The 24,798-nt window shown below is 43.6% G+C and carries 19 protein-coding genes, 2 tRNA genes and 1 pseudogene; 20 read left to right on the forward strand and 2 right to left on the reverse strand.

Going from position 1 to position 24,798, the window contains the following annotated elements:
* The first annotated feature begins 2 nt into the window (after positions 1 to 2).
* From AAFP11_RS01145 to mutT, 15 genes are all read left to right on the forward strand, one after another.
* Positions 3 to 1,073 carry a vWA domain-containing protein gene (locus AAFP11_RS01145; RefSeq protein WP_341735355.1) on the forward strand — a complete coding sequence of 357 codons (1,071 nt, stop codon included), beginning with the start codon at positions 3 to 5 and terminating at the stop codon, positions 1,071 to 1,073.
* A gap of 12 nt (positions 1,074 to 1,085) precedes the next feature.
* On the forward strand, positions 1,086 to 1,748 hold the full coding sequence (locus AAFP11_RS01150; protein ID WP_341735356.1) for an OmpA family protein: 663 nt from the start codon (positions 1,086 to 1,088) through the stop codon (positions 1,746 to 1,748).
* A gap of 48 nt (positions 1,749 to 1,796) precedes the next feature.
* Positions 1,797 to 2,624, forward strand: coding sequence for an FHA domain-containing protein (locus AAFP11_RS01155; RefSeq protein WP_340550153.1), 828 nt, complete (start codon positions 1,797 to 1,799; stop codon positions 2,622 to 2,624).
* A gap of 76 nt (positions 2,625 to 2,700) precedes the next feature.
* Entirely contained in the window at positions 2,701 to 4,164 is a 1,464-nt protein-coding gene (locus AAFP11_RS01160; protein ID WP_340550152.1) for a VWA domain-containing protein, read from the forward strand.
* 80 nt (positions 4,165 to 4,244) lie between these two features.
* A complete protein-coding gene (locus AAFP11_RS01165) occupies positions 4,245 to 4,745 on the forward strand; it encodes a CAP domain-containing protein (RefSeq protein WP_341735357.1) in 501 nt (166 codons plus the stop codon).
* A gap of 122 nt (positions 4,746 to 4,867) precedes the next feature.
* Positions 4,868 to 6,205 (forward strand): VWA domain-containing protein, encoded by a 1,338-nt coding sequence (locus tag AAFP11_RS01170; RefSeq protein ID WP_340550150.1) that lies wholly within the window; start codon positions 4,868 to 4,870, stop codon positions 6,203 to 6,205.
* A gap of 194 nt (positions 6,206 to 6,399) precedes the next feature.
* Complete coding sequence (locus AAFP11_RS01175; RefSeq protein ID WP_341735358.1) at positions 6,400 to 8,160, forward strand: PP2C family serine/threonine-protein phosphatase; 1,761 nt, start codon at positions 6,400 to 6,402, stop codon at positions 8,158 to 8,160.
* The gene (locus AAFP11_RS01180; protein ID WP_341735359.1) at positions 8,160 to 9,605 is read left to right on the forward strand and encodes a serine/threonine protein kinase; all 1,446 of its coding nucleotides are present in this window, start codon (positions 8,160 to 8,162) and stop codon (positions 9,603 to 9,605) included. The genes AAFP11_RS01175 and AAFP11_RS01180 overlap by 1 nt, the downstream gene beginning before the upstream one ends.
* A 107-nt stretch (positions 9,606 to 9,712) precedes the next feature.
* Positions 9,713 to 12,373 carry a CHAT domain-containing protein gene (locus AAFP11_RS01185; RefSeq protein WP_341735360.1) on the forward strand — a complete coding sequence of 887 codons (2,661 nt, stop codon included), beginning with the start codon at positions 9,713 to 9,715 and terminating at the stop codon, positions 12,371 to 12,373.
* Between the two features lie 68 nt (positions 12,374 to 12,441).
* Positions 12,442 to 13,080, forward strand: a complete 639-nt coding sequence (locus AAFP11_RS01190) for a tetratricopeptide repeat protein (protein WP_341735361.1) — start codon at positions 12,442 to 12,444, stop codon at positions 13,078 to 13,080.
* A gap of 107 nt (positions 13,081 to 13,187) precedes the next feature.
* Positions 13,188 to 13,269, forward strand: a tRNA-Leu gene (locus AAFP11_RS01195).
* A 73-nt stretch (positions 13,270 to 13,342) separates the two neighbouring features.
* The gene (locus AAFP11_RS01200) at positions 13,343 to 14,119 is read left to right on the forward strand and encodes an RNA methyltransferase (protein WP_341735362.1); all 777 of its coding nucleotides are present in this window, start codon (positions 13,343 to 13,345) and stop codon (positions 14,117 to 14,119) included.
* A gap of 379 nt (positions 14,120 to 14,498) precedes the next feature.
* The gene (locus AAFP11_RS01205) at positions 14,499 to 15,458 is read left to right on the forward strand and encodes an RNA polymerase sigma factor, RpoD/SigA family (RefSeq protein WP_341735363.1); all 960 of its coding nucleotides are present in this window, start codon (positions 14,499 to 14,501) and stop codon (positions 15,456 to 15,458) included.
* A 219-nt stretch (positions 15,459 to 15,677) separates the two neighbouring features.
* Positions 15,678 to 16,019, forward strand: coding sequence for a DUF760 domain-containing protein (locus AAFP11_RS01210; protein WP_340518474.1), 342 nt, complete (start codon positions 15,678 to 15,680; stop codon positions 16,017 to 16,019).
* Between the two features lie 226 nt (positions 16,020 to 16,245).
* Positions 16,246 to 16,668 (forward strand): 8-oxo-dGTP diphosphatase MutT, encoded by a 423-nt coding sequence (gene mutT / locus AAFP11_RS01215; protein ID WP_341735395.1) that lies wholly within the window; start codon positions 16,246 to 16,248, stop codon positions 16,666 to 16,668.
* Positions 16,669 to 16,699: 31 nt separating this feature from the next.
* Here the strand turns inward: mutT and AAFP11_RS01220 are convergent, their stop codons facing one another.
* Positions 16,700 to 17,938, reverse strand: coding sequence for a histidine kinase (locus AAFP11_RS01220; protein WP_341735364.1), 1,239 nt, complete (start codon positions 17,936 to 17,938; stop codon positions 16,700 to 16,702).
* An 88-nt stretch (positions 17,939 to 18,026) separates the two neighbouring features.
* Between AAFP11_RS01220 and AAFP11_RS01225 the strand changes: the two genes are divergently transcribed.
* The 4 genes and pseudogenes from AAFP11_RS01225 (at position 18,027) to AAFP11_RS01240 (ending at position 24,002) form a co-directional block, all read left to right on the forward strand.
* On the forward strand, positions 18,027 to 19,715 hold the full coding sequence (locus tag AAFP11_RS01225) for a DUF2079 domain-containing protein (protein WP_341735365.1): 1,689 nt from the start codon (positions 18,027 to 18,029) through the stop codon (positions 19,713 to 19,715).
* A 280-nt stretch (positions 19,716 to 19,995) separates the two neighbouring features.
* Positions 19,996 to 21,183 carry a glycosyltransferase family 4 protein gene (locus AAFP11_RS01230; protein WP_341735366.1) on the forward strand — a complete coding sequence of 396 codons (1,188 nt, stop codon included), beginning with the start codon at positions 19,996 to 19,998 and terminating at the stop codon, positions 21,181 to 21,183.
* A gap of 181 nt (positions 21,184 to 21,364) precedes the next feature.
* Positions 21,365 to 22,679 (forward strand): annotated as a pseudogene (locus tag AAFP11_RS01235) (transposase).
* Between the two features lie 78 nt (positions 22,680 to 22,757).
* On the forward strand, positions 22,758 to 24,002 hold the full coding sequence (locus AAFP11_RS01240) for an MFS transporter (protein WP_341735367.1): 1,245 nt from the start codon (positions 22,758 to 22,760) through the stop codon (positions 24,000 to 24,002).
* A 69-nt stretch (positions 24,003 to 24,071) separates the two neighbouring features.
* Here the strand turns inward: AAFP11_RS01240 and AAFP11_RS01245 are convergent.
* A tRNA-Arg gene (locus tag AAFP11_RS01245) sits at positions 24,072 to 24,145 on the reverse strand.
* A 78-nt stretch (positions 24,146 to 24,223) separates the two neighbouring features.
* Here AAFP11_RS01245 and moaC point away from each other — a divergent pair.
* Entirely contained in the window at positions 24,224 to 24,745 is a 522-nt protein-coding gene (gene moaC, locus AAFP11_RS01250) for a cyclic pyranopterin monophosphate synthase MoaC (RefSeq protein ID WP_341735368.1), read from the forward strand.
* The last annotated feature ends 53 nt before the right edge of the window (positions 24,746 to 24,798 follow it).

Genomic DNA, 24,798 nt, shown 5'->3' on the forward strand with positions numbered 1-24,798 from the left:
ACATGACTGCACAAAGCCAAAAACACGGGTCATTTAACAAACCTCGAAGCCAGCAGTTACCTAGCAGTATTGTTGCCAAAGAATTTGGTGAGGTAAACGTTTGGAATACTGGTCAGGAACTTCAGATAGTATTTACCATCCTAATGGAACCTCAAGGTGCTGTTGCTGAAGGCTGGAAAACAGGTGTAGCTTTAGATGCCAGTGCATCTATGAAAAGCTCTTATGGGCGAAGGTTAGAAGGAAAAGTCCCTCCAGATGTGATGGAAGATTACGAAAAAAAAGGATGGGTTGAATCTCGTGTTGAAGACGGAAACCGCGTCAAATCATTTCAAAAAGCAGGCTATGAAGATGCTATTAAGCAAGGGTATTTCAAACCTACTACTAATATTGTTCAACCCCTTGCTCGAAATTTTATGGCTTACTTAGCAAGTAATTTAGATGCAGATGGGGGAACCACAGTCATTTATTGGGCTTGCGGTAAAGGAACAGAAATCGAATTTTTAGGAGATTTTACCGAAACCCAATGCCACACCTTAGATGTGAGTGGTCCGGCCAGTGTTTGTTTGGGAACGATCACAAGACTCATGCCAGCAGTTAAATACTTTGTCGATCGCTTTGTAAATGCCAAGCGAGGTATGTATATTTTCATTACTGACGGTCGAATAGATGATTTAGATGATGTCAAAAAATATACAGTGCAGCTTGCCAAAGAGATAGCATTTGGGAAGCGGAATTATGTTAAATGCGTTCTCATTGGCATCGGGGATGGAATTGACGCTCACCAATTGGAAGAGTTAGACGATCTCGATACCGGAAGTAATGTTGATATTTGGGATTATAAAATAGCTAGCGAAATGCAAGGATTAGTACAAATCTTTGCCGAGGTAGTTGATGAAAATCAGATCGTAGCACCGACAGGAATTATTTACGATTCAGATGGAAATGCCGTCAAAAAATATACAGATGGGCTGCCCGCCAAAGTATCTGTTTCTCTCCCTTCTACTTGCCAGTGGTTTGAACTGGAAGTTTACGGTCAAAAAATTCGTCAAACAGTCATTTTTCCCCAAGGATAAAGAGAGGTAATTATGGACGAGCAGGAAGATATGTATGTGATGGCAGATCCGCCGACTACTACTAACATTACACCGATCGCACCGCCGAATCGCGGTTTTAAATTGATCGGTTTGGCAGTAGCCGGCATCATCATTATTGTTGGAGGTATAGCTACTTATGTTGCGATCGCTAGAAAGCCAATCTCAAATCAAGCAACTGTTTCTGTTCCTGCTGCTGTAGTTTCTGCACCCCCAGTATCTCCAACACCAACTCAGCCCGTTCAAAAGGAGAAAACAAGCTCGACATCAAAGCCCCAACCAGCCCAAAGTAATACTATAAGCCCTACTCAAGCTAGGGCAGAAAAAATTATTATCTACTTTCCTTATGATGATACCGAAATTACTCCGCAGCAAACTTCTCAGATCAGTTCATTCTGGTCAAAAATTCAGGGAAAAACAGGGACAATCACAGTCGAAGGACACACCGATGATTTAGGGGAAAAAGATTACAACGTCAATCTTTCTCAAGACAGAGCAGTGGCAGTAGTTAAAATATTAGAAACAATGGGTTTGAATAATCAATCTCAAATTTACCTGAAGGCGAGGGGGGAAACAATACCAGTGGCCAACAACAATACAGAAACGGGAAGAGCCTTAAATCGACGCGCTGTAATTTATTTTAGTATTGACAAGTAGTTCCATAAAAACCGAGTGTAAATATTTCGTAAATTAGGGTTTAATTCAATGAAAGTCTGGAATAAAATTGCTATATTTATTATCTGGGGGGGCGTTGGTGCTTTTATAGGTTCCCTCTTAGGATATCCCATCGGACATAATCCGCGTGGCCTAATCCCAACTTTTATGGGTGTAGGAATATGGGATGCGATCATCGGGATTGGCATAGGACTGGCTTTGGCACTTTCACAAAACTGGTATCTCAGAAGAATTAACGCCGGATACAAAGATATAGCCAAATCAACATTGCGATGTGCCGGAGCGGGATTTGCTGGAGGGATAGCCCTTGTTACTTGCAAAATCATTCTAGGTCAATCCAACTTTGCTACCACTATAGCTTGGGGATTCGAGGGATTAATGATGGGATATTTTATTGCTCCTATCATTCCCAACTTACCCCAAAAAATCGCCTTAATTGCAGGGGGTACATCAGGGATAATCGGCGCAACTTTGATGATTTTATTGACCTCGGGTTTCGGCGTACAAGCTATTATTAGCGTAGCGATCGGCGATTCTTTAAAAGGAATGCTTTTAGGAGCTATGTTGGCTGTTGCAGAAACCTTAGTCAAAGAAGCGTGGCTGGTAGTCCATTGGGCACCCAAGGAAGAATCAATTATTCTTTTAGGACAGCAACCTATCCTTATAGGCAGTTCTTCTGAATGTCAAATATATTTGAAAAAGTCTCTAGGCTTCCCCCCTGTTGCGGCAACTATAGCCTTAATACAAGGTCAGATCGTATTGGAGGATAAGACATCAGGCAGCCACCGCCCTTTGGCAGATGGAAACAAAGTTCAGATGGGCAATTTATCTATTGAAGTTCGAGCTAAAAAAACTTAATATTTTTTAGCATAAAACAGTGTTGCCTGTACTGAGCAATTTACAACCTTGCCCAATCAACAAACGGAGTTTTCAGATGGTTGGTCTATTTAATCGCTTTTGGAATATTGCCCCCAAGCCTTTGTTATTTGGCTTGTTAGCATCGATTGGATGCTTAATTGGTGCTATTTTAGGAGAAGTATGGCTCGCTGCTACCCAACCTCCACCTCCACCGTCGCCACCATCTAATGCAGTGTCCTTACTCATCGATACTTCTAGCAGCATGAACGGTGCAAAATTACAAGAAGTAAAATCAGCGGCTATGCAGTTCATTCAACGCCGCAATTCTTCTAATTTGTCTAACTTGTCGCAAGACAGTATTGCTGTGGTAGGATTTGGAGATAAGGCTTATGTGGTAACGGCGCTAACAAGCAATCTAACAGAACTTGAACAACCGATTAATCAGTTGACAACTAATGGAGGGACAAGAATGGATCTTGGGTTGCAGGCTGCTTCCCAACAACTTCCTTCTAGTAGTGCTGGAATCGATCGCACCATTCTTTTATTTACTGACGGTCAACCTGACGAGCGCAAATTAACCTTAGATGCCGGACAATCAGCGAAAAGCGAAGGCATACGCATTGTAGCCGTAGCTACTGGCGATGCTGACATAAATTTGCTCTCTCAAATAGCCGATAATTCTTCTTTAGTTTTCTCAACTAGCGTTGGCAGCTTTGAACAAGCTTTTCAGAAAGCTGAGGCAGCAATTTACGGCGATGTTGTCACTGGTGTTGCTCCTATCGATCCTAGCAAAAAGCCTTCTCAAGAAGACTCCGTGCGGCGTATCGGCGTATGGACAGCCCTGTTATCCTTGGGGACTGGATTAGCCCTCATCATCAGTCAAAATCTTTACTTGCGGAGCCGTCTTTTAAAATTTATCCGACAAGGAACTATTGGCTTTATAGGCTGCTTGGCTGTTGGTTTTGTAGCAGGTTCTGGCGGCCAGTTGCTTTACGCGGTCGCGCCTAATTTATTAATTTTAGCCCCTGGAGAAACCAGCAGAATCATTATATCTTGGACTATTTTAGGTGCATTGCTAGGCTTGGGATTGGCTTTCTTCGTGCCGAATCTCAACCCAGCTAAAGCACTCTTAGGCGGTAGTTTGGGCGGTATTCTTGGCGCTATTAGTTTTTGGTTGGCAGTAGCAGCATATGGCGCGTTTGTCGCTCGACTGCTTGGTGCCACCATCTTAGGATTTTTTATCGGTTTAATGATTGCCTTCTTCGAGTTAGTTCGAGAAGCGTCGCTGGTTGTCCATTGGGGGCCAAAAGAAAAAAGTATTATTGGATTGGGAGGGCAGCCTATTATACTCGGCAGTTCAGATCGAGCAGATATCTACTTACCCAAAGAGCAGAACTTTCCATCCATCTATGCCACAATCTGTTTGAAACGAGGCAAGATAGAGTTTGAAAACAAACTGAATGGGCAACAACAAACTTTAAAAAATGGCAACAAGTTGCAAATAGGTAATTTAACAATTGAAATCAAATCTAGTAAGTAAAAATAGATGTAATGTTATTTTACATAATATAAAATTTATTTCCAAAAAAATACAAATATTTACGCTAGCGAGGTAATAAAGTGAAACAAGACGATCGAGTCATACTATCTATATCCGGTACAGAATACGAAATTCATCAAGTAATTAATCAACAGAGGCAAAAGTATGGATTAGCAAAATTATCCTTTGATGCAAAATTGTCTGAAATAGCAAGGGAGCATAGCAAAGATATGGCCCAAAGAAAATTTTTCAGCCATGAAAGTCCCGAAGGTAAAACTCCTACAAACAGAGGAGCGATCGCAGGTTATAATTGTCGTAAGAATTATGGCAGTTACTATACTGAAGGGTTGGCTGAGAACATCTTTAAAAGCCATCTTTACAAGTCAATCACCTACTACAATGGCGTGCCTTCCTATGACTGGATGATTCAAAGTGAAATCGCTCAGTCTACAGTTAGCGGGTGGATGTCCAGCCCCGGACACCGGAAGAACATACTCACAGCAACTTATGACAAGGAGGGAATCGGTGTAGCAATATCTTTAGAGCGAAATGAAATTTACGTTACTCAAAACTTCTGTTGAAGTCAAAAGTGTATTTGGCTGACCGCACGGTTAATATTAGGGTTAATCGGTCGCCTTCCTTGGCACAGTTAAAACCCTTAGAATCATCAACAAATTTGTCCATTTCTTTCAGGAGAAAAACTATGTCATCCCGTCGTTTACCCGTTTATCTCGTATTGGATACCTCTGGGTCAATGTCGGGCGAGCCAATTCAAATGGTTAACCAAGTAGTCAAAGCACTCTTAGCAGAGTTGAAAAGCGATCCTCAAGCAATAGAGACAGCCTACCTTTCAGTAATCACCTTTGGTGATTGCGCTCAACAGGTGTCTCCGCTCACAGAACTTTGTGCATTTCAGCAACCTAACCTTGTAGCAGGTGGAGGCGTTGTTCTAGGTGCCGCACTGAGACTTTTAGCAGAGTGCATCGATCGGGAAGTTCAAAAGCCAACTGCTACATCGAAAGGTGACTGGAAACCATTAATGTTCCTCTTTATCAGTCAGCAGCCTACCGATAGTTGGCAGCAAGCGGCAGCCGAACTTAAGCAAAAAAAGCTATGTAGTATTATTGCCTGTGCGCTTGGCGATGGTGCAGACGAGTTTATGCTCAAACAGATTACCGAAATCGTTGTCAAACTCAAAACCCTACAACCAGATGACCTAAAAAGATTCTTCGAGTGGGTATCTCAGTCAATTAATAACCAAATATTCCAGACTGTAGATATGTCCCGAAGTGTGGATTGGGTGAGGACAGAAAACCAATCAATCAATCTGTCACTACCACTATCAATGTTTAAATCATCAACAGATTTGTCCATTTCTTTCAGGAGAAAAACTATGTCATCCCGTCGTTTACCTGTTTATCTCGTACTAGATACCTCTGGCTCAATGTCGGGCGAGCCAATTCAAATGGTAAATCAAGGAGTCAAAGCACTCTTAGCAGAGTTGAAAAGCGATCCTCAAGCCATAGAGACAGCCTACCTCTCAATAATCACCTTTGAAAGTACGCCTAAACAGGTATCTCCGCTCACAGAACTTGGTGCATTTCAACCGCCTAATCTTTCCGCTGGCGGAGGTACTTCTTTGGGAGCAGCACTCAAACTCTTAGCGCAGTGCATTGACAAAGAAGTTCTGAAAGCAGGCGAAACCCAGAAAGGTGATTGGAAGCCTTTAGTATTTTTAATGACTGACGGCCAGCCTACCGACAATTGGCAGCAAGCGGCAGCAGATCTAAAGAATAAAAAACCAGCACCCGCTAACATTATTGCTTGTGCTGCTGGTGACGGTGCAGACGAATTTATGCTGAAGCAGGTAACAGAGATTGTTGTCAAACTCAAGAGTCTTCAGCCAGACGATCTGAAGGCATTTTTCAAGTGGGTAACGCAGTCAATTAAACAGACATCGCAGAGTGTAGCTCAGGTTATGGCAGACAATCAACCAATTAATCTGCCACCGCCACCACCTCAGATTACCATTATTCCTTAAGGGATGTCCGCTCAAAAATTAGTGTGGTTTAGCTCAAATATTTCTTTTCTTAAGATTGTATTTAAAGGAGCTATAATACACGCTAATTTTTGAGCAGTTACTAGATCATTGCTATCCCCAATCTACCAGTTGATTGTTTAGCAATGTTTAGATTTTTTTCAGAAACACTCTCAATCGAAACAATAGGAAAAATCATGAACAATGAAAGAGACTTGGAAGAATTGGCAAAAGCTATTTCTTGGAAACTTTATGTTGAACACGATCTTGATGATTATAAACAAAAATGGAAAGATTTTGCCCGCGAACAAACTCATCAAGATGTTATGAGGACTCTCTGCCAACATTTGGGAAAAATTTTTTCTCAAATGTTGGCAGAGCGGTTGAATATAAATTCGATTGATGAAATATGTGAAAAACAACGCGAAAACATTAAATTTTTTGAAGAATTGTGGCAGCGTTTTGTGAGGGTTGGGTCTAGTATTGAACCTCGTCAACAAGATAAGTTTCGTCAACTTATCCGGGAGTTGATAAAGGAGCTTTTATCGTCTGAAATCTCCTCTGATTCAGATTTGGCTGCTCCTACGGGTTCGGGAACTCAAGAAAGAAACGATGAAATTGTGACTGACAATCAGCAACAGCGAGAAGCTAAGCCTACATCAGTTAGCGATGAAGGCAATAGGAATACTGAGTCTGTGAATCAAGAGGTTAGCCAAAGAGATATACTTCTACCTCCCTCTCTGTGGAAGTATCAGTCGGTGTCAGATAAGCTTGAGCCGCATTCTGAATATGATTGTAACAACTCTGATAAACCCCCAGATGGGATGAAGCTAATCGGCGCAAGAGTGCGTGGAAAATCACACAAACATAATGGAACTAACTGTGATGATTGGTTCGAGTTTGCTGTGAGCAATAATTGGACAATTATTGCGGTATCGGATGGTGCAGGTTCCAAAAAGTTTTCTCGTGTTGGAGCTAAGGTGTCTTGCCAAGCAGCAGTCAATTATTTGGCAGACTTTCTCAAGGATTGTAAGATAAACGATCGAGAGATTTGGTCTGTAGATAGTTTTAAACGTGACGAACTCACAGGTGCCTTTTCTGAATCGGATTTAGAGCAGGTTCAAAAGGCGTTACACGAAGCTATGAAAGTAGCTTACAATGCTATAAAAGAAAAGGCAGATGAATGTTACAAATTGGCAGATTACTTGGAGGCTTTGGGTAGGAGAGTCGATATTAACGATTTTTCGGCAACTCTGCTACTCACCGTACACACAACTGTCAAATACAAAGAAGCTGACTATAGTTTTGTTCTTACTTGTCAGGTTGGTGATGGCATGATAGCTGCTGTGAATCAAGATACTGTCCTTAATTTGTTAGGTCAGCCAGATAGGGGAGAATACAGTGGTCAGACTGAGTTTATAACGTCTCAGAAAAAACTAGAGAAACACAATCTTATGCGAAAGACATTTCCATTCTTTAGCCCTATAAAAGCTTTAATGGTGATGACAGATGGCGTGGCGGACGATTACTTTCCTAATGACCCAGGAATGTTGCAACTGTATGGCGATCTGATTCTCAATCAGGTGATTGAAATTAAAAAACCAGAAGATAGCGAGATTAAGAAACAGTTAGAACAGACAAAACTGCTTGATAGCGATGGTGTAAAAGAAGCTAAACCCAAGTTTCTGATACCGGAAGAAGTAATTACCAAAGATGATACTAAACAAGTACGCATCAGCTATGTTGAGCGTTACGCACAAGAACTTGAGCGCCCAATGTTAGAGTTTATAGCTTCTCCTGCCCTGTTGTGGGCTGGCGCTTATCTGGGAGAAGGAATGTGCAATGAAGCCGATTCTATGCAGCCGGAAGAAAAATTACAACTTTGGCTTGATTCCTATTATCGGAGAGGTTCATTTGACGATCGCACCCTAGTTGTCCTTTATCGGGAGGAAGTTTAATGAATACACTGACAGCAACTCTCGCCGATGGCAGCACTGTTGACTATCTCCCGCAAGTAATTGGGGAAGGTGGCATGAAGCAAGTTTACTTTACCACTGACAAATCATCGGTCATTTGCTTCTACAAAGATGCGAATGCAAGCTTCGATGCTAATCGACGGGAACGATTAGAAAAAATTTTGAAGGGCTACAATCCCACAATCGGTAAAACTGGCGACTATTTTAAGCAGTTATTCTGCTGGCCGACGGGTATTGTAGTTAAACCTCAATTAGGAATCATCACACCTACTTATCCAGGAAACTTCTTTTTTGCAACCGGCTCATTTGCAGGTAAGGAGAAGGAAAGTACCTGGTTTGTCAGACCAAAACTCCGTCCTATGTTGCCGGAATCCGAACGTGGCAGATGGATTAATTATTTTCAAATTTGCATTCGTTTAGCCCGTGCAATTGGGTGGATGCACAAAGCCGGTCTAGCTCATTCCGACTTATCGAATAAAAATGTCTTGATCGATCCCACATCCGGACAATGTGTTGTTATTGATATCGACTCATTAGTGGTGCCAGGATTGTACCCCCCAGATGTTTTGGGAACCAGGGGATACATCGCACCAGAAGTGCTGGCGACAATTCATTTACCCCTCGATAATCCGCACCGACAGAATCCATCTGCCGCTACAGACCAACACGCCTTAGCAGTTCTCATCTATCAATATTTACTGGGCAGGCATCCCCTTGAAGGGCCTAAAATCCATCCAGCAAAATCTGCTGAAGAACAGGAGTGTCTGGAAATGGGGTCGATGGCTCTTTTTGTCGAACATCCTATTGACTTCTCTAATCGACCTTTAGATTTAAAAATACCATATACGACGCTCGGACCAGACCTAAGCAATCTATTTCAGAGGGCATTTGTTAAAAGCTTACACTCACCTAACGACCGCCCCATAGCACAAGAATGGGAGCGCGCTCTCGTCAAAACTTGGGATTTACTTATCCCCTGTCACAACAATTATTGTCCCAGTCATTGGTTCATTTTACATGACACTAATAATGTACAATGTCCCTTCTGTGGAGCTAAACCCAAGGGTACAATACCGATTCTGAGGCTGCGTTCAGAACGTCGCCCCGGTCAGTGGACTCTGGATAAGCAATTGGTTGTATACAACAATTTATTCCTGTATAAATGGCACGCCTTTGATAATGTATTTCCGGGTGAAGAAGCTGATAAAACTACTCAAGCTTATTTTGTATTGTTTAATGGACAATGGCTGCTGATCAACCAAAATCTTACTTCGCTAACTTCTCCAGGCGGTAATAAAGTTGCACCGAGTTCTCAGTCAGGACAGCCCGGGCAAGCTATTGAGTTAAAAGATGGAGTTACATTCAAACTTTCTCAAGAGCCTCACGGGAGGATGGTCGAGGTACAGATGATTAATTTGTCTAGCTGAATGGTGTTGAGTTTTTTTAGAGGCACGGGATTCACTACTGCTAATCTATGCTAATCTCTGTTAAAAAATATACTTGCGATCGCGTAAAAAACGTAAGGTGACTGTCAATGGTAAAAGTGGTTGTTCTCAAAATAGGAAATGGTGATTTTGAACGCGGTTTTCCAGTCTCTCTACAAATTGGAGAAGATGGTTTTCATCCTTTTACTGAACCCAGGGGTCAATTACCCCCGGCTCCAGATATTGTCGCGCATTACACCTGTTGGCAGTCAACTTATCGGCGGATAGTAGATCCTTTTGGAGTAAGACTTGGGGCTAAAGAGGGACAACCAACTAATCCTCAAGAGCTTAACAAACAGAACGCCACAGCTAGCGAACAGTTGGGAGGCAGCATCAATAAATGGCTAAAATCTTGGGAGTTTAGCTCCATCAGGGAAAAACTAAAACAAGTATTAAAAACAGATGAAGAAGTTCGGTTTATTGTTGAAACTGACGATATTAGATTACAGCGTTTGCCCTGGCATCTTTGGGATTTTTGGGAACAATATCATCAGTCAGAAGTGGCTTTGTGTTTACCAGAATATAACCCCATATCAAGAATAGCAAAAACAACTATTAAAGAGCAAGTAAGGATTCTAGTTATTTTTGGAGAGCCTTCAAATAAGAATTTTTCACAAATCAATACTGATGCTGATTGGGAAATTCTGAAAGCACATTTCCCCGATGCCGACATGATGCGGTTGAATCAGCCAAAATTCGAGGATTTAGGCAATCTCCTTTGGCAAGAACAACTGGATATCATCTTTTATTCAGGTCACAGTTCTAGTCTAGCCGACGGCTCAAAAAGTTGGCTGGTGATTAATGAGGAAGAAAATATAGAAATTCGAGATTTAAAGTACGCTTTTCAAAAGGTAGTTCGGCGAGGATTACAACTAGCAATTTTCAACTCTTGTGACGGCTTGGGAATAGGAAGACAACTGGCTGATTGGCACATTCCACAAGTAATTGTAATGCGGGAGCCTGTACCAGATTATGTTGCTCATAAATTTTTACAGTATTTTCTTGAGGCATACGCCCGTGAGGGAAAATCTCTCTATCTAGCAGTAAGAGTGGCACGGGAAAAGTTATCGTTTTTAAAGTACCAATGTCCTAGTGCAACTTGGTTGCCTGTCATTTTTCATAATCCAGCAGAACGCCTTCTAAGTTGGCAAGAAATTTGCAGTGTCAGCATGAGCAGTCAATCCAAGACTTCATCTCCATCGGCTGTGGAGAGTGACATAACGAATCAGGCGATACAAGAGCGATCGCCCAAAGATATTAGTATTGTAGATGATACTCAGGTAGTTGCTCCTACAGGATTGTTCGCAGTATTCACCAGCGTACTTGCAGGCTGCTATAAATTTCTCAAAAACTTCACCCAAACAGGATATAAATTAATGTTTAAAATTATCGACAAAGTAAAAGATTTTTTTGGCAACACGCGGGAACATAAAAATGAGGAAGAAGTCCCAAAATTGAATTCAGAAGTTCCTGCGCCAACAAAACAAGTTACTAACCCTCAGCAACAACTTGATTCTCAATTAGATAACGCAACGCTGACAGCACAAAAAATAAAAGTTACTAGCCTCCAGCAAGAAATTGATTCCCAACCCGATAACGCAACGCTGACGTTGCGACCTCGCGGTTTTGAATGCGAAGGACCGCTTGTTATTAACCGTTCGATTATTTTAGACGGACAGGGCGCAACTATTTGGGTGCTTAAAGGGCCTGTGGTATCAATTCAGTCCGATGGAGTTAGCCTGAGAAATCTGAGAATTGAAGTTACAGGAGAAGAAGGCAGTAGTAATCCTGAAGAGAATTGTGCCATTCTGGTTAAATCAGGAGAAAACTTACAGTTTGATGATGTTGAAGTGCGAGGAACAGTCATGGGATTACCAGCAGAAGAAGGCGAGTGGAAGTATCCAAACCCACTGCATATCGGGCAACTTGCTCACGGCAGCGAACACGATTTACTCCTGCGAATTATAGTTCCAGTTGCTTGTAAAATCGTGTCAGATGTATCGGGAATAGAAATTGAACCGCGCAATCTTACTCCAGGACTTAATGAGATTCGGATTCATATAGAAAAACTTCCTAAAGATACCTTTATCGATGGCAGTATTTTTCTGGTTTCAGCATCTTTGAAGCGACGCATCGCTTTAACTGCCCATATTCTCTCTTTGCCGAACAGTCAAATTTTGCCCATTCCGAATATTGTTTGGGAACCGGAAGATTGGTCAAATTTTGTAGCGGGTCAACTAACTCAATCTTTTGATTCTGAGCCGATTATGGTTGTATCGCAGCCATTAACCTCTCCTTTGCCATCCGCTGATATTACAATACCCCCAACATATCCTGAATCCGAAGAGGAAGTGCTCTCGAGCCAGCCTTCAGATATGCGACAACCTAAAATACGTAGGGGCGATCGACCTAATCCTGAGATTTTTAAGTCGCCGGAGCAAAATAGGGCTTCTGTAGATATCGATCGGGATGTAATCGATACCCCTAGCTTCGAGAAACCGCAAATTTCTGACATATTTATTCAAAATCAAAAAAATATCGAGAGTCAGCCTTTTTCTTCAGACTCTCCCAGTATTTCAAAGCCTACTTCATCTTCATCTCGTCGGGCGCGGTCGCAACCGATAAACCCTATATTTAACTCAACTCCTACCTCTAGCCTTCCTCTGGAAAAGTCAGAAAGTGATTCGGATGCATCTGTTGAAGGGCGATAGACACTCAGACACTATCACTCGCCCTAGAAAATTGTGCCCCTATATAAGCCCTTTAACTGAGCTGGTAATTGCAGTCTAATTCTCAGGGCGATCGCGAATTGCTACGCTGGGCATATCCTTGTCTAATTATCGCCTTAGATAGAGCAGTAATTACTCAACAAGCGCGAGATATAGAGCGACGCACCCAAGAGTTTATTACTCAGGTTCCTGACAGCAGTTTTGCCTGGGGTTTTATAGGCTGGAAACAAGCTTTGCAGGGGCTATGGACTGATGCTATTCCTAATTTTGAAAAAGCGGCGCGCTATCCACAAGCCGCTGCTTGGGTATTGAAAAATTTAGGCATTGCTCGCGAACAAGTCCAAAATATTCCTGGTGCTATCCAAGCTTATGAAGCTTACAATCAGAAATTTCCACCCCATGCTTTTATCCAATTTCGTTTAGGTACATTGTTGGGGCGGCAGGGACAGTGGCGGCCAGCGCAGTCCTATTTGGAAAAAGCGGTTCAGCTACAACCGGATTATGCTGAGGCTCATCATAATTTAGCTTGGGTTTTGTTCAATCTTAAAGATAGAAAAGGTCAAATTGAGAATTTGCGGGAGATGCGATCGGCTTATCGGACAAGTTTTGAACTCTATAGCCAACAACAAAAATTTGCTTTAGCTCAGGGGATTAAACAAGCTTTTCAAGTAATCGACGTTGAGATGTAGTGCTATTAAGGGCTATATCGCAATCCTTCTAGACACCAAAAAAGAATTTTCCTCTAAACACTTGACAAAGTGACGCATATACCATAAATTAGTAAATCGTGGTTGATGCGGAACTGGCGGAATTGGTAGACGCGCATGATTCAGGTTCATGTGGTGCAAGCCTTCCGGGTTCAAGTCCCGGGTTCCGCATTCTCAAGGCAGGCAGTAGTTTGGGGTGATGCCGAGGCAGGCAATAACCCCATCCACTCTGCTAAATTAAACAATGCTGACAAGTATTCAAAATCCCCTAGTCAAGGAAATCCGCAAGCTCCATAGCTCGAAGGGACGCAGGGAACAACAATTATTTTTACTGGAAGGGACTCATCTGCTGGAGGAAGCTTGTGGGGTGAATTACCCCCTGGCTACGGTTTGCAGCACTCCTGAGTGGGTTGAGCAACATGGGAAATTGTGGGAGCTGGCTTGTAGTTTGGCCGATCGCACAGAATTAGTCAATAGGAAGGTGTTGGAGTCGATCGCCACTACAGTCCAACCCGATGGTATAGTCGCCACCGCACGTCGCACCGCTACTCCACCAGCAGAATTCTCCACTTTGGGGATAGCTTTAGAAACCATTCAAGATCCTGGTAACTTGGGGGCGATCGTCCGCACGGCTGCGGCTGCTAACGCTGACGGTTTGTTACTGAGTGCAGATAGTGCGGATCTGGATCATCCCAAGGTGCTGCGAGCTTCCGCAGGAGCCTGGTTTAAGCTACCCATGACAGTTACTCCCGATTTAATGGCGTCCGTTTCTCGATCGAAAAATCGAGGGATGCAAATTTTAGCCACAGTCCCTGATGCGACTTTAACTTATTGGGAAGTAGATTTGCGGTTGCCGACTCTGATCGTTTTGGGCAATGAAGGCTCTGGTTTGTCGGGCCAATTGAGGAATTTGGCCGATCGACAAATCCAAATTCCTTTGAGTCGGGGCGTAGAATCCTTGAATGTGTCGATCGCTAGTGCCCTGATTTTGTACGAAGCTCAAAGACAAAGAAGTTATTAGTCAACAGTCCACTCTCAACCGTCAACTCTCCTCAGTCCAAAAATTCTGCCATTTTGTACACTTTGATGCAATTTTTCAGCTAGGAAAGCCGATACTCTCCTAGCATTGCAACTCATGCTCAGAGAAAATAAATGTAAAGAAATATAGCCAACCACTCTCAGAAATGTTAAGATTCTTAACATAAGTAGCATTGTTAACCCCCCAAGCAAAACCCAACCTGAGACGGGGGCGGCAGGGAGTAGCAGCTAGCTACCATAAAACGAAGCCTGTTTAAGTCCAAGGAAAGCGCAAGTCCCCGCCCGCTTTCCGTACCAGAAGAAACTAGGGGTTTGCCGCACAGCAAACCCTTAGAGGCACTGATCCTCAGCGGGAAAAGCTCATGAAAACTCTTAAGTCCTCAGATACAGATTCTGTTCGCGCTTACTTGCGAGAAATTGGCCGCGTTCCCCTGTTGACCCATGAGCAAGAAATACTCTATGGGAAACAGGTACAGCGATCGACTGCACTGAATCAGGAGAAATATATTCTCGCCGAAGAGTTAGGCCGCGACCCAACGACGGCCGAATGGGCACAGGCAGTTGGGCTGTCTGAGGCACAGTTGCAGCGGACAATCGAGCACGGGGAAAGAGCCAAGCGGCAAATGGTGGAAGCCAATCTGCGGCTGGTGGTGTCTGTTGCTAAGAAATATATCAAGCGCAACGTAGACTTACTCGATCTAATTCAGGAAGGCACTATTGGAATGCAGCGAGGAGTTGAAAAATTTGACCCGACTAAGGGTTATAGATTTTCTACTTATGCCTATTGGTGGATTCGTCAAGCGATTACGCGGGCGATCGCCGAAAAAGGCCGCACCATCCGCTTACCAATCCACATCACCGAAAAGCTCAACAAAATTAAAAAAGCCCAACGCCAACTTGCTCAACAGCTAGGCCGGGCTGCCACTGCTGCGGAGTTGTCCCAGGAGTTAGATTTAACTCCCAAACAAATTCGCGAATATCTCGATCGCGCCCGTTTACCACTTTCCCTTGACTTGCGCGTGGGAGACAATCAAGATACTGAGTTGGGCGATTTGTTGGAAGATACTGGTACTTCCCCGGAAGATTTTGCTCTGCAATCTTCCCTGCGGACGGATTTGGATCATCTGATGGCAGAATTGACTCCCCAACAGCGGCAAGTGCTGGCCTTGCGGTTTGGTTTGGAAGATGGGCAAACTCTCACCTTGGCAAAAATAGGCGATCGGCTTAACATCAGCCGGGAACGAGTGCGGCAAATAGAACGAGAAGCTTTGACTAAACTCCGCAAACGAAAGCAAGATATCAACGATTATCTAGCCAGCTAGGTAGATTGGGGACTGGCGATCGGCTTAGACTTTCGCCATCCCCAATCTAACATCGTAAAAACCGTCTCCTTGAATTCGGTTGTACCCACTTCGTTATGATCACCGTCCTGCTACATTAGTAATTACTTGGTAAGAAAGATAAGCAGCCAGTAAATAAGGTTATTGAAATTAACCGGGCTGTCTGTAAAATCAACAACTGTCTCTGAAACGGAGGTTCTCGTGAGTAATTCATCTAACAAATCCCCAGAATTTTTTGAAGAAGACGGAGAAAATTCTAATTTACTTTGGCAATACGTGCAGTCCATGGCTCCAGACACCGTTTCTCAGTTGTCTAAGCCAAATTCTCACGAAGTTTTTCAAGTAATGGAGCGAAATATTGTCGGACTATTGGGCAATTTACCTTCGGAACACTTCGGGGTTACAGTCACTACCAGTCGCGAGCATTTGGGTAGATTGTTGGCTTCGGCGATGATTAGCGGTTATTTTCTCAAGAATGCCGAACAACGAATGACTTTTGAAAAGTCTATGCAAGCTAGTGAAATACACGGTTCTGATGATTAAATTGTTAACAGTTAAATAGTCGAAGACTCAAGCCCCCCATCACCAGATGGGGGGCTATTGTTAGTTGTTATTTGTTATTTTTTACAAATAACAACTAATATCAAATCCGGTAACATCGTCCTGTATTCATCTCTCTTATCTCCCTCTGTGTTCTCTGCGTTCTAGGTCCGGTTAAATCATTCCGATGCAGCCGGAAACGATATAACAAATAACCATTAACCATTAAATTAATATGTCTCTTTCTTCTTTACCTCACAAAGTCATCGGCGTTGCTGTCATCTGGAACGAACAAGGAAAAATTTTGATTGACAAAAGACGCGCACAAGGACTACACGGCGGTTTTTGGGAGTTTCCCGGTGGTAAAATAGAGCCTGGGGAAACCATGGAAGCTTGTATTGAACGGGAAATTATGGAGGAGTTGGGGATCGTCATCGCAGTTGGTGCGAGCTTGATGACGATCGAACACGACTACACTAATTTTACAGTGACGCTTTGCGTACACAACTGCCGCTACCTCAGCGGTGAACTGCAAACCCTCGAATGTGATGAAATTCGCTGGGTGACACTAGAGGAGATTGACCAATTTACTTTCCCCAAAGCCAACGAACAAATTATTGCTGTTCTCCGTAAAAATTATGGTGTTAACTGAAAACTAATAACTGATAACTGTTAACTAACTTTTATTTTTGAACGGGCAAAGTAAAGTGAAAACAACTGCCTTTGTCGGGGACTGAATCTACCCAAATTTGACCGTAGTGGGCGCGGATGATGCCCTGACAAAGAGACAGTCCAATGCCGTAACCGTCTTGTGATTTGTCTCGCTGCAAGCGGAAGCTGTCTTCAAAAATGCTTTCGCAATTTTCTTCAGGAATTCCCGGCCCGCTGTTACCAATGCTGACTTGGACTTTGTAAGCAGTGCGGTGGAGCATGGAAATAGTCACAGTTCCTTGCTCTGGGGTATACTTGCTGGCGTTGTCGAGGAGGTTGGCTATCACTTGTTTGATGCGATCGGGATCGGCATAAACCAAGGGCAAATCTGGAGGAATGTCTGTCTCCAAGTTGAGACTTTTAGCTTGAAATTTGTCTTGAAACTGAAGCAGTACATCTTGACAAATTTTCCCCAGTTCGATTTTTTTGGGTGCCATGTGCAGTTGGGCGTTGGTACCCCTAGCTGCTTGCAGGATATCTGTAATCATGCGATCGACAATCCGAATTTGCCGCCGAGCTTGTTTCATCAAATGAGTCGCCAGAGTGGGTGTCAAACGTGATATTTCCCCCTTTTTCACCTTCTGATGCGACTCCAAAGTTTCCAAAGCCAAAGAAGCAGCCGTCAAAGGATTGCGGAGATCGTGAGCGAGCATGGCAATAATGCGGTCTTTCAACTGCAACTGTTCTTGCAGGTGTTCTGTTTCCTGTTTGAGGCGAAAAACTTCATCCGAAAGTTGCACCAGTTCCACGGCGCAAGCAACCGAATAAATCGGTTTTGGCTCTGCCCCAGTGTCAGGCGGAGATGTTGGAGACTGTTGCTGAGCGGTGTATTCTTCTACAGACAACAACCAACGGGGCCACCAGTGCTCCAATTGGGCGCTCAAATTACTGCCGGTGAGGGTTTGTCGCGGAGTGGGATGGATTTTGAGCAGGGAAGGAGTGGCTAGGACTTTAAAGTGTTCCGCCAAATCAGGCTGTTCCCCGACGTCGATGATTTGAAGTTCAAAGTCCCACTCTGCCTTCAAATCTGTTAGGGATTTGCGGATGTGTCTGGTTTGTTCCTTGGAAGAGGGACGCTTGTCTACAAACAGCAGAAGCTGTAGCACCGATTCGGAAGTGGCAGACTGTTCACGAGAAGAGTCTGTGTCACTTGTGCCGATGGTCGGAGGAACGCTATGGATCTTTTTAATCGGGTGAAAATAATTGACCATTGCCGAGCCGAGTTATTTCACTTCTACTTTAATTTAATACCTCCTTTAGATTTATGCTAATCTCCGATAATTTGATGAGGGCGGATGGATGATATTTTTGAGTGGCAAGCAAAATTCGTCGCTGCATCAGGTGATGAAGGTGGCGGCGGGGTTTTTTGTGCTGTGCTTATTACTGACGCTGCACCGCTACTACAGCTTTTATGCCACTTACGACCAAGGCATTTTTAATCAACTGTTTTGGAATGGTAGTCACGGTCGCTTGTTTGAGAGTTCTCTCTCTTCGGCTTTGTCTACTAACGTGGTTCACCAAAATCAGCTCCCTGAAGTATTTTACTACCGGTTAGGGCAGCACTTCACTCCGGCGCTGATGCTGTGGCTGCCAATTTACTCCCTGTTTCCCTCTCCTGTGACTTTGACGGTGTTGCAGGTGACTTTGATTACGGCGGCTGGTTTAGTGCTCTACGCTCTTGCCAGACACTATTTAGAGCGCCGGCTATCGGCTGCAATTGTGGTCAGCTATTACTGTGCTAATGCGGTAATTGGCCCGACTTTGGGCAATTTTCACGATGTTTGCCAAATTCCGCTTTATGTTTTTAGCTTGCTACTGGCGATGGAAAAGCGCTGGTGGCCGCTGTTTGGGATTTTGGCAACTTTAATTTTGGCCGTGCGGGAAGATGGGGGTGTGGTGTTATTTGGGGTGGGAGTTTACCTGATTTTGAGTCGGCGCTATCCCCGGACTGGCTTGGCTGTCTGCCTTCTGAGTTTTGGTTACATGATTGTGTTGACCAATGCGATTATGCCCTTATTTTCTGCTGATATTTCCCAGCGGTTTATGATAGAACGCTTCGGTCAATATGCCGATGGAGAAGAAGCTTCGACTCTTGACATTATTTGGGGAATGGTGAGCAATCCTTGGCGGTTGGTTGAACAATTATTTACGCCGTTTTTTGGTAAAATCAAATACCTGCTTGGTCAGTGGTTGCCCTTAGCTTTGGTTCCTGCTTTCGCACCCGCTTCTTGGACGATCGCTGGATTCCCCCTGCTGAAGCTATTTTTAGCTAAAGGAGAGTCGGTATTGGCGATCAATATTCGCTATGCGATGACTGTGGTGCCTGGGCTGTTTTATGGGACTATCCTCTGGTGGGCTAGTCGCCAACAGGAAGAAGATAAAATTAGAAGGGGAGAACAAACCATCTTGCGTTTTCCTTCTGCGGTGTTGCCTTTCCCTTCCTCTGCAAAATTTCGCCGATTTTGGGCGTTTTGTATCTCTTTGTCACTATTTTTCACCTTCACCTCTAACCCAAATCGGACTTTTTCGTTTATTTTGCCCGATGCGATCGCTCCTTGGGTGCAGGTTCCTTTGTTCAGACAGTGGCAACACGTTTTTGAGGTGCGCCCTCTGTTGGCTCAAATTCCTGCGGATGCTAGTGTGTCAGCCACTAACACGATTGTGCCGATTTTGTCAAGCCGTCGAGAAATTCTTAGGTTTCCGATGTTGGAATTGCGGAATGATGCCAGGGAGATAGTGAAGATGGAATATGCGATCGCGGATATGTGGCAGTTACAACAGTATCAGGCGGCATTTCGCGCGGAACGGGGACAGTTGCAGGCGATCGTTCCTCAAATCGATCGAATGTCCAACTCTGGAGAGTACGGCATTATTGGCTTTGAAGACGGCACGATTTTGATGCAAAAGGGTGCTGCTTCTAACTCTGCATCGGTGACGGCTTGGGCTACTTTTCGTGGCCAATTGGAGCCGATTTTGAACAAAAAGTAGGCACGGACTGGTGCTCGCCATGGCTGTGTCTGTGGCAAAAATCTGGCATCAACCTGTTTTTTAGTCCTGGACCCATAAATGCCAAATCAACCTGGTTTTTCACGAGCATTAAAGGCTCAAAAGCAGTATTTCCGTAAAAAACCAGGTTTTTGAGTCCAGGATGATTGTTCAGGTCATGGGTAGGGCGATCGACCAACCAATCAAAGCTTAAAATTATACAATAAATTAGTCAACCATAAACATTAAGATCTATAAAGTAAAGTATGTGGAGGGAAGAGAGATGAAAATTTTGGTATTGGCGTGGGAGTTTCCTCCCAGAATCGTAGGTGGGATCGCCCGCCACGTATCCGAATTGTATCCAGAATTGGTGGAGCTGGGCCACTCCATTCACTTGATTACTGTAGAGTTCGGCAACGCGCCGATGTATGAAGTGGTGGAAGGAATACAGGTACATCGGGTGGTGGTGGGACACGCCCGCGACTTTTTCCACTGGGTAGCCAACCTCAACCAAAGCATGGGCCATCAAGGTGGCAAACTGATGCTAGAAGAAGGGCGTTTCGATCTGATTCACGCTCACGATTGGCTAGTGGGAGATGCCGCGATCGCCCTCAAGCATACTTTTAAAGTACCCCTAATTGCCACCATCCACGCCACCGAATACGGACGCTTCAACGGTCTCCACAATGACGGACAGCGCTACATCAACGCCAAAGAAAATAGCCTCGCTTACAATGCTTGGCGGGTAATTGTGTGCAGCGATTATATGCGGCGAGAAGCCGAACGGGTACTATCTACCCCATGGAACAAAATAGAAGTAATTTATAACGGAATTAGGTCAGAAAAAAAGCCACGCTTGCACGAATTCGATGCCAGAGATTTTCGGCGAAAATTTGCAGCAGATGATGAAAAAATTGTCTATTATGTGGGCAGAATCAGCTACGAAAAGGGCATAGCTGTATTTTTGAGTGCTGCACCAAAAGTAATTTGGGAAATGGGGGGAAAGACCAAGATTATAATTGTGGGTGGTGGCAATACTGACCATCTCAAAGATCTGGCTTGGAACTTAGGAATTTGGAATAAATGTTATTTTACTGGCTTCATGTTTGAAGACGACCTCGATAAATTTCAAACGGTGGCTGACTGTGCTGTTTTTCCTAGTCTTTACGAACCTTTTGGGATTGTAGCTTTAGAAAGTTTTGCAGCCAGAGTACCTGTGGTAGTTTCTGATGCCGGTGGACTTCCCGAAGTGGTACAACACACGAAAACCGGCGTTGTTACTCAGGCAAATAATTCTGATTCTTTAGCCTGGGGGATTTTGGAGGTGTTGAAAAATCCGGGTTATGGACAGTGGTTAGTTGATAATGCTTACTCAGACTTGGAACGCCGATTTAGCTGGCCGAAGTTGGCCATGGAAACAGAGTGGGTTTATCAACGGGTGATGGCAGAAAGAACCGAGGTTGATTGGTAAGAATGTTGAGAGTTGACTGTGAGTCAAATATTAACTTTTTTAGTTGCAGATGTTAAAAATTTGTAACACAATGTATTGTAAAACTTCATTGAGTTTATAAGCAATTATAAACAATAATGGTATTATATTGTTGTGAGTGTTGAATCAGGAATACGCATAACCCAAAAAACGCAAGTCTCAAATGCAACTAACAGAGAGGCACATCATTAAATCAACGTCACACCGTTTCGCCCAAATTGACGAACTAGCTTTCAAGTCCAAAAACCTCTACAATGCCGCCAATTACGTCATTCGTCAGAGTTTTATTTATGGGTGGGGCTATGTCAACTACAACGAAATGAACCGATTGATGAAGTCTCACGAAGCATATAAGGCAATGCCAGCTAAAGTAAGTCAGCAAATCTTGATGGTGCTAGACAAGAATTGGAAATCGTTTTTTGAAGCCGTTAAAGCTTACAAAGTTGATTCTTCAAAATTCACGGGTCGCCCAAAATTGCCAAAGTACAAAGATAAGACTAAAGGGCGAAATCTTCTCGTCTACACGATTCAAGCAATTAGCAGCAAACAGTTGAAAAAAGGAATCATTAAACCTTCCGGCACTGAGCTTTCAATTAAAACCCAACTCAATCCCAACCAGATTTGTCAAGTTAGAGTGGTTCCGAAATGTGATTCCTATGTAATTGAGGTGATTTATGATGCTTGTACTGCCCTTCGACTACGCTCAGGAACCGCGATTCGAAGTGAACCGGAGTCCACCCTTGGCAATGCCAACTCTGTAGCTAGTATTGATTTGGGACTAGATAATTTAGTGGCGTTAACTTCAAATCAGCCGGGATTTATCCCTTTGTTGATTAACGGGCGACCATTAAAATCGATTAACCAGTTCTATAACAAACGCAAATCCCGATTACAATCCCAATTGAAAGGGAATCGTCAAACCTCACCCAGAATTCAGCGATTAACTCGCTGTCGTAATCAGAAAGTTGATAATTACTTGCATCATGCTAGTCGTGTGATTGTTGCGATTTTAAATACCAAACAAATTGGGACGCTAGTAATTGGCAAGAATGCACAGTGGAAAACTGAAATTGCTCTCGGTTCGCAAACCAATCAAAACTTTGTTAGTATTCCTCACTCTCGATTAATTGAGATGTTGGAATACAAAGCTGGGTTGGTGGGAATCACAGTAATTGTGCAGGAAGAATCCTTTACATCGCGGGCAAGTTTTTTGGGTTTAGACTCAATCCCTGTCTACGGGAAAACAGAAAAAGAGCCAATGTTTACAGGGAAGCGTATTCAGCGAGGTTTGTACAAAACATCGACTGGTCAGTTAATCAATTCTGATATCAACGCTTCGTACAACATCCTCAGAAAAGCAATCCCAAATGCCTTCAGCGATGGGATAGGGAGCTGTGTAGTTCAGCTTAAGAAGGGTTAATCCGCTCAAAGTAAAAGTGAAGAGGGAGGGACTTGAAGCCTCCCATGCCTATAAATGACTATACTTTTACCAGCTATAGATACACTCGACCTTAGCTTGAGTGGACTTGGAATATTGATTTCACGGAATTAGCATCTTGAATATTTTTAGGGATATCGAACCCCAACCCAAACGCAACTTGCTGACTTTGTTCGCAACAGGTTTGCTATTCTGGTCTAGTTTGGCTTCACTGCTGCCGACTTTGCCACTGTATGTCCAATTTGTAGGTGGTACAAAACAGCAAATTGGCTTTGTCATGGGTGCATTTGCGATCGGGCTTTTGTTTTCGAGACCGCAATTAGGTAAAATGGCTGATAGCAAGGGTCGAAAACAAGTTTTGCTTTTAGGTACTTTGGTAGCTGCGATTGCACCTCTCTGCTACTTATTTGCTAAATCTATTCCTTTACTGTTATTGATCCGGGCTTTTCATGGCATTAGCATCGCCGCTTTTACCACAGCTTACAGCGCTTTGGTAATAGATTTGTCGCCACCAGGAAAGCGGGGTGAATTAATTGGTTACATGAGTTTAGTCAGTCCGATTGGGATGGCAGTTGGCCCGGCGATGGGCGGATTTTTGCAAGCATGGGTGGGGTATACTCCTTTGTTTTTAATGTCTGCATCTTTCGCTACAATGGCTCTATTTTGTACCAGACAAATTGTGGAACCTAGTTGGGGAGATTTAGCAAAGCAAAAGTTATTATCTGAGGATAAAGACCAAAAAAAATATTGGCAAATGCTGTGGAATCCCCGCGTTCGGATTCCCGCTTTAGTCTTATTTTTGGTAGGTTTAGTTTTCGGAACTTTAAGCACTTTTATGCCTTTGTTTGTGCAAGAAACTGAGGCTAGTTTTAATCCGGGATTATTTTACTCTACGGCAGCCATTGCTAGTTTTAGTATGCGATTAGTCACGGGAAGGGCTTCCGATAAATACGGACGAGGCTTGTTTATTTCTGGTGGTTTAATCTGTTACTGCTTTTCTATGTTTTTGTTGTATTCTGCTAACAACAGCGCTGCTTTTTTAATTGCAGCTTTGGTGGAAGGTTGTGCTGGTGGTACTGTTTTACCGATGATGGTAACGCTGATGTCTGACAGGTGCGAACCTCAAGAAAGGGGCCGATTGTTTTCGCTTTGTATTGGCGGGTTTGATTTGGGAATCGCGATCGCAGGGCCGAGTTTAGGTTTTGTGGCTGAACAAGTTGGCTATAGAAATATGTTTGGTTTTGCGGCTGGACTTGCTTGTTTGGCTTTGGTAATTTTTGTTACTCAGTGTAGTAAAGATTTATCTCATTCGGTCAGGTTTGCGATCGGTCGAGGCAAAGATGTTTATGCTTTGAATGGTTGAATGAAGAAATTAAAAAAGTTATGAGTTTTGAATCCTGATTTGGAATCCAAAACTCATAACTTTTGATGATGGGCTTGGAGGGATTCGAACCCCCGACCTCATGGTTCGTAGCCATGCACTCTATCCAACTAAGCTACAAGCCCCTGTTAAGTCCAGATTTAATCTAAGATTGATTAAGTTCTTTTCCCACAGAATCTAACAGTAACACCATTTTCAAAATAATGCAAGACCTTTCGCAAACTTTTTCTAAATTGCCCGATCGCCCACAGCTAACTCACCTTAATAATAGCGGTGAAGCCCAAATGGTGGACGTTTCAGCTAAGGTGGCTACAGCCCGTCAAGCGGTGGCGGCTGCGAGGGTGCGGATGTTACCGGAGACTTTCGCGGCGATTGAAGCTGGGAATGCACCCAAGGGTGATGTGTTGGGTACTGCAAGGTTGGCCGGAATTATGGCGGCGAAGCAGACGGCGAATTTGATTCCTCTATGTCATCCTCTACCGCTGAGTAGTGTGGAGGTGGTGGTGATACCGGATGCTGAGTTGCCGGGGTATGAAATTCGGGCTACGGTGAAAATTAAGGCGGAAACTGGGGTGGAAATGGAGGCGCTGACGGCGGTTTCGGTGGCGGCGCTGACTTTGTATGATATGGCGAAAGGTTTAGAAAAGTCGATCGTCATTGAATCAATTCGACTTGTGAGTAAAACTGGTGGCAAATCTGGCGATTATCAGAATTTAGAGGCATGAATTTTCTGTCGGGAGAGGGATGCAGCATTCAAAATGCTGCATTTATGCTTAAA

The sequence above is a fragment of the Microcoleus sp. CAWBG640 genome (assembly GCF_020883015.1).
GTDB lineage: Bacteria > Cyanobacteriota > Cyanobacteriia > Cyanobacteriales > Microcoleaceae > Microcoleus > Microcoleus anatoxicus.

Coding starts and splice junctions, on each gene's coding strand:
- AAFP11_RS01205 (WP_341735363.1), top strand. CDS start 14,499: ATGAAAACTCTTAAGTCCTCAGATACAGATTCTGTTCGCGCTTACTTG.
- AAFP11_RS01180 (WP_341735359.1), top strand. CDS start 8,160: ATGAATACACTGACAGCAACTCTCGCCGATGGCAGCACTGTTGACTAT.
- AAFP11_RS01150 (WP_341735356.1), top strand. CDS start 1,086: ATGGACGAGCAGGAAGATATGTATGTGATGGCAGATCCGCCGACTACT.
- AAFP11_RS01220 (WP_341735364.1), bottom strand. CDS start 17,938: ATGGTCAATTATTTTCACCCGATTAAAAAGATCCATAGCGTTCCTCCG.
- AAFP11_RS01230 (WP_341735366.1), top strand. CDS start 19,996: ATGAAAATTTTGGTATTGGCGTGGGAGTTTCCTCCCAGAATCGTAGGT.
- AAFP11_RS01145 (WP_341735355.1), top strand. CDS start 3: ATGACTGCACAAAGCCAAAAACACGGGTCATTTAACAAACCTCGAAGC.
- AAFP11_RS01185 (WP_341735360.1), top strand. CDS start 9,713: ATGGTAAAAGTGGTTGTTCTCAAAATAGGAAATGGTGATTTTGAACGC.
- AAFP11_RS01160 (WP_340550152.1), top strand. CDS start 2,701: ATGGTTGGTCTATTTAATCGCTTTTGGAATATTGCCCCCAAGCCTTTG.
- moaC (WP_341735368.1), top strand. CDS start 24,224: ATGCAAGACCTTTCGCAAACTTTTTCTAAATTGCCCGATCGCCCACAG.
- AAFP11_RS01155 (WP_340550153.1), top strand. CDS start 1,797: ATGAAAGTCTGGAATAAAATTGCTATATTTATTATCTGGGGGGGCGTT.
- AAFP11_RS01170 (WP_340550150.1), top strand. CDS start 4,868: ATGTCATCCCGTCGTTTACCCGTTTATCTCGTATTGGATACCTCTGGG.
- AAFP11_RS01225 (WP_341735365.1), top strand. CDS start 18,027: ATGATATTTTTGAGTGGCAAGCAAAATTCGTCGCTGCATCAGGTGATG.
- AAFP11_RS01175 (WP_341735358.1), top strand. CDS start 6,400: ATGAACAATGAAAGAGACTTGGAAGAATTGGCAAAAGCTATTTCTTGG.
- AAFP11_RS01200 (WP_341735362.1), top strand. CDS start 13,343: ATGCTGACAAGTATTCAAAATCCCCTAGTCAAGGAAATCCGCAAGCTC.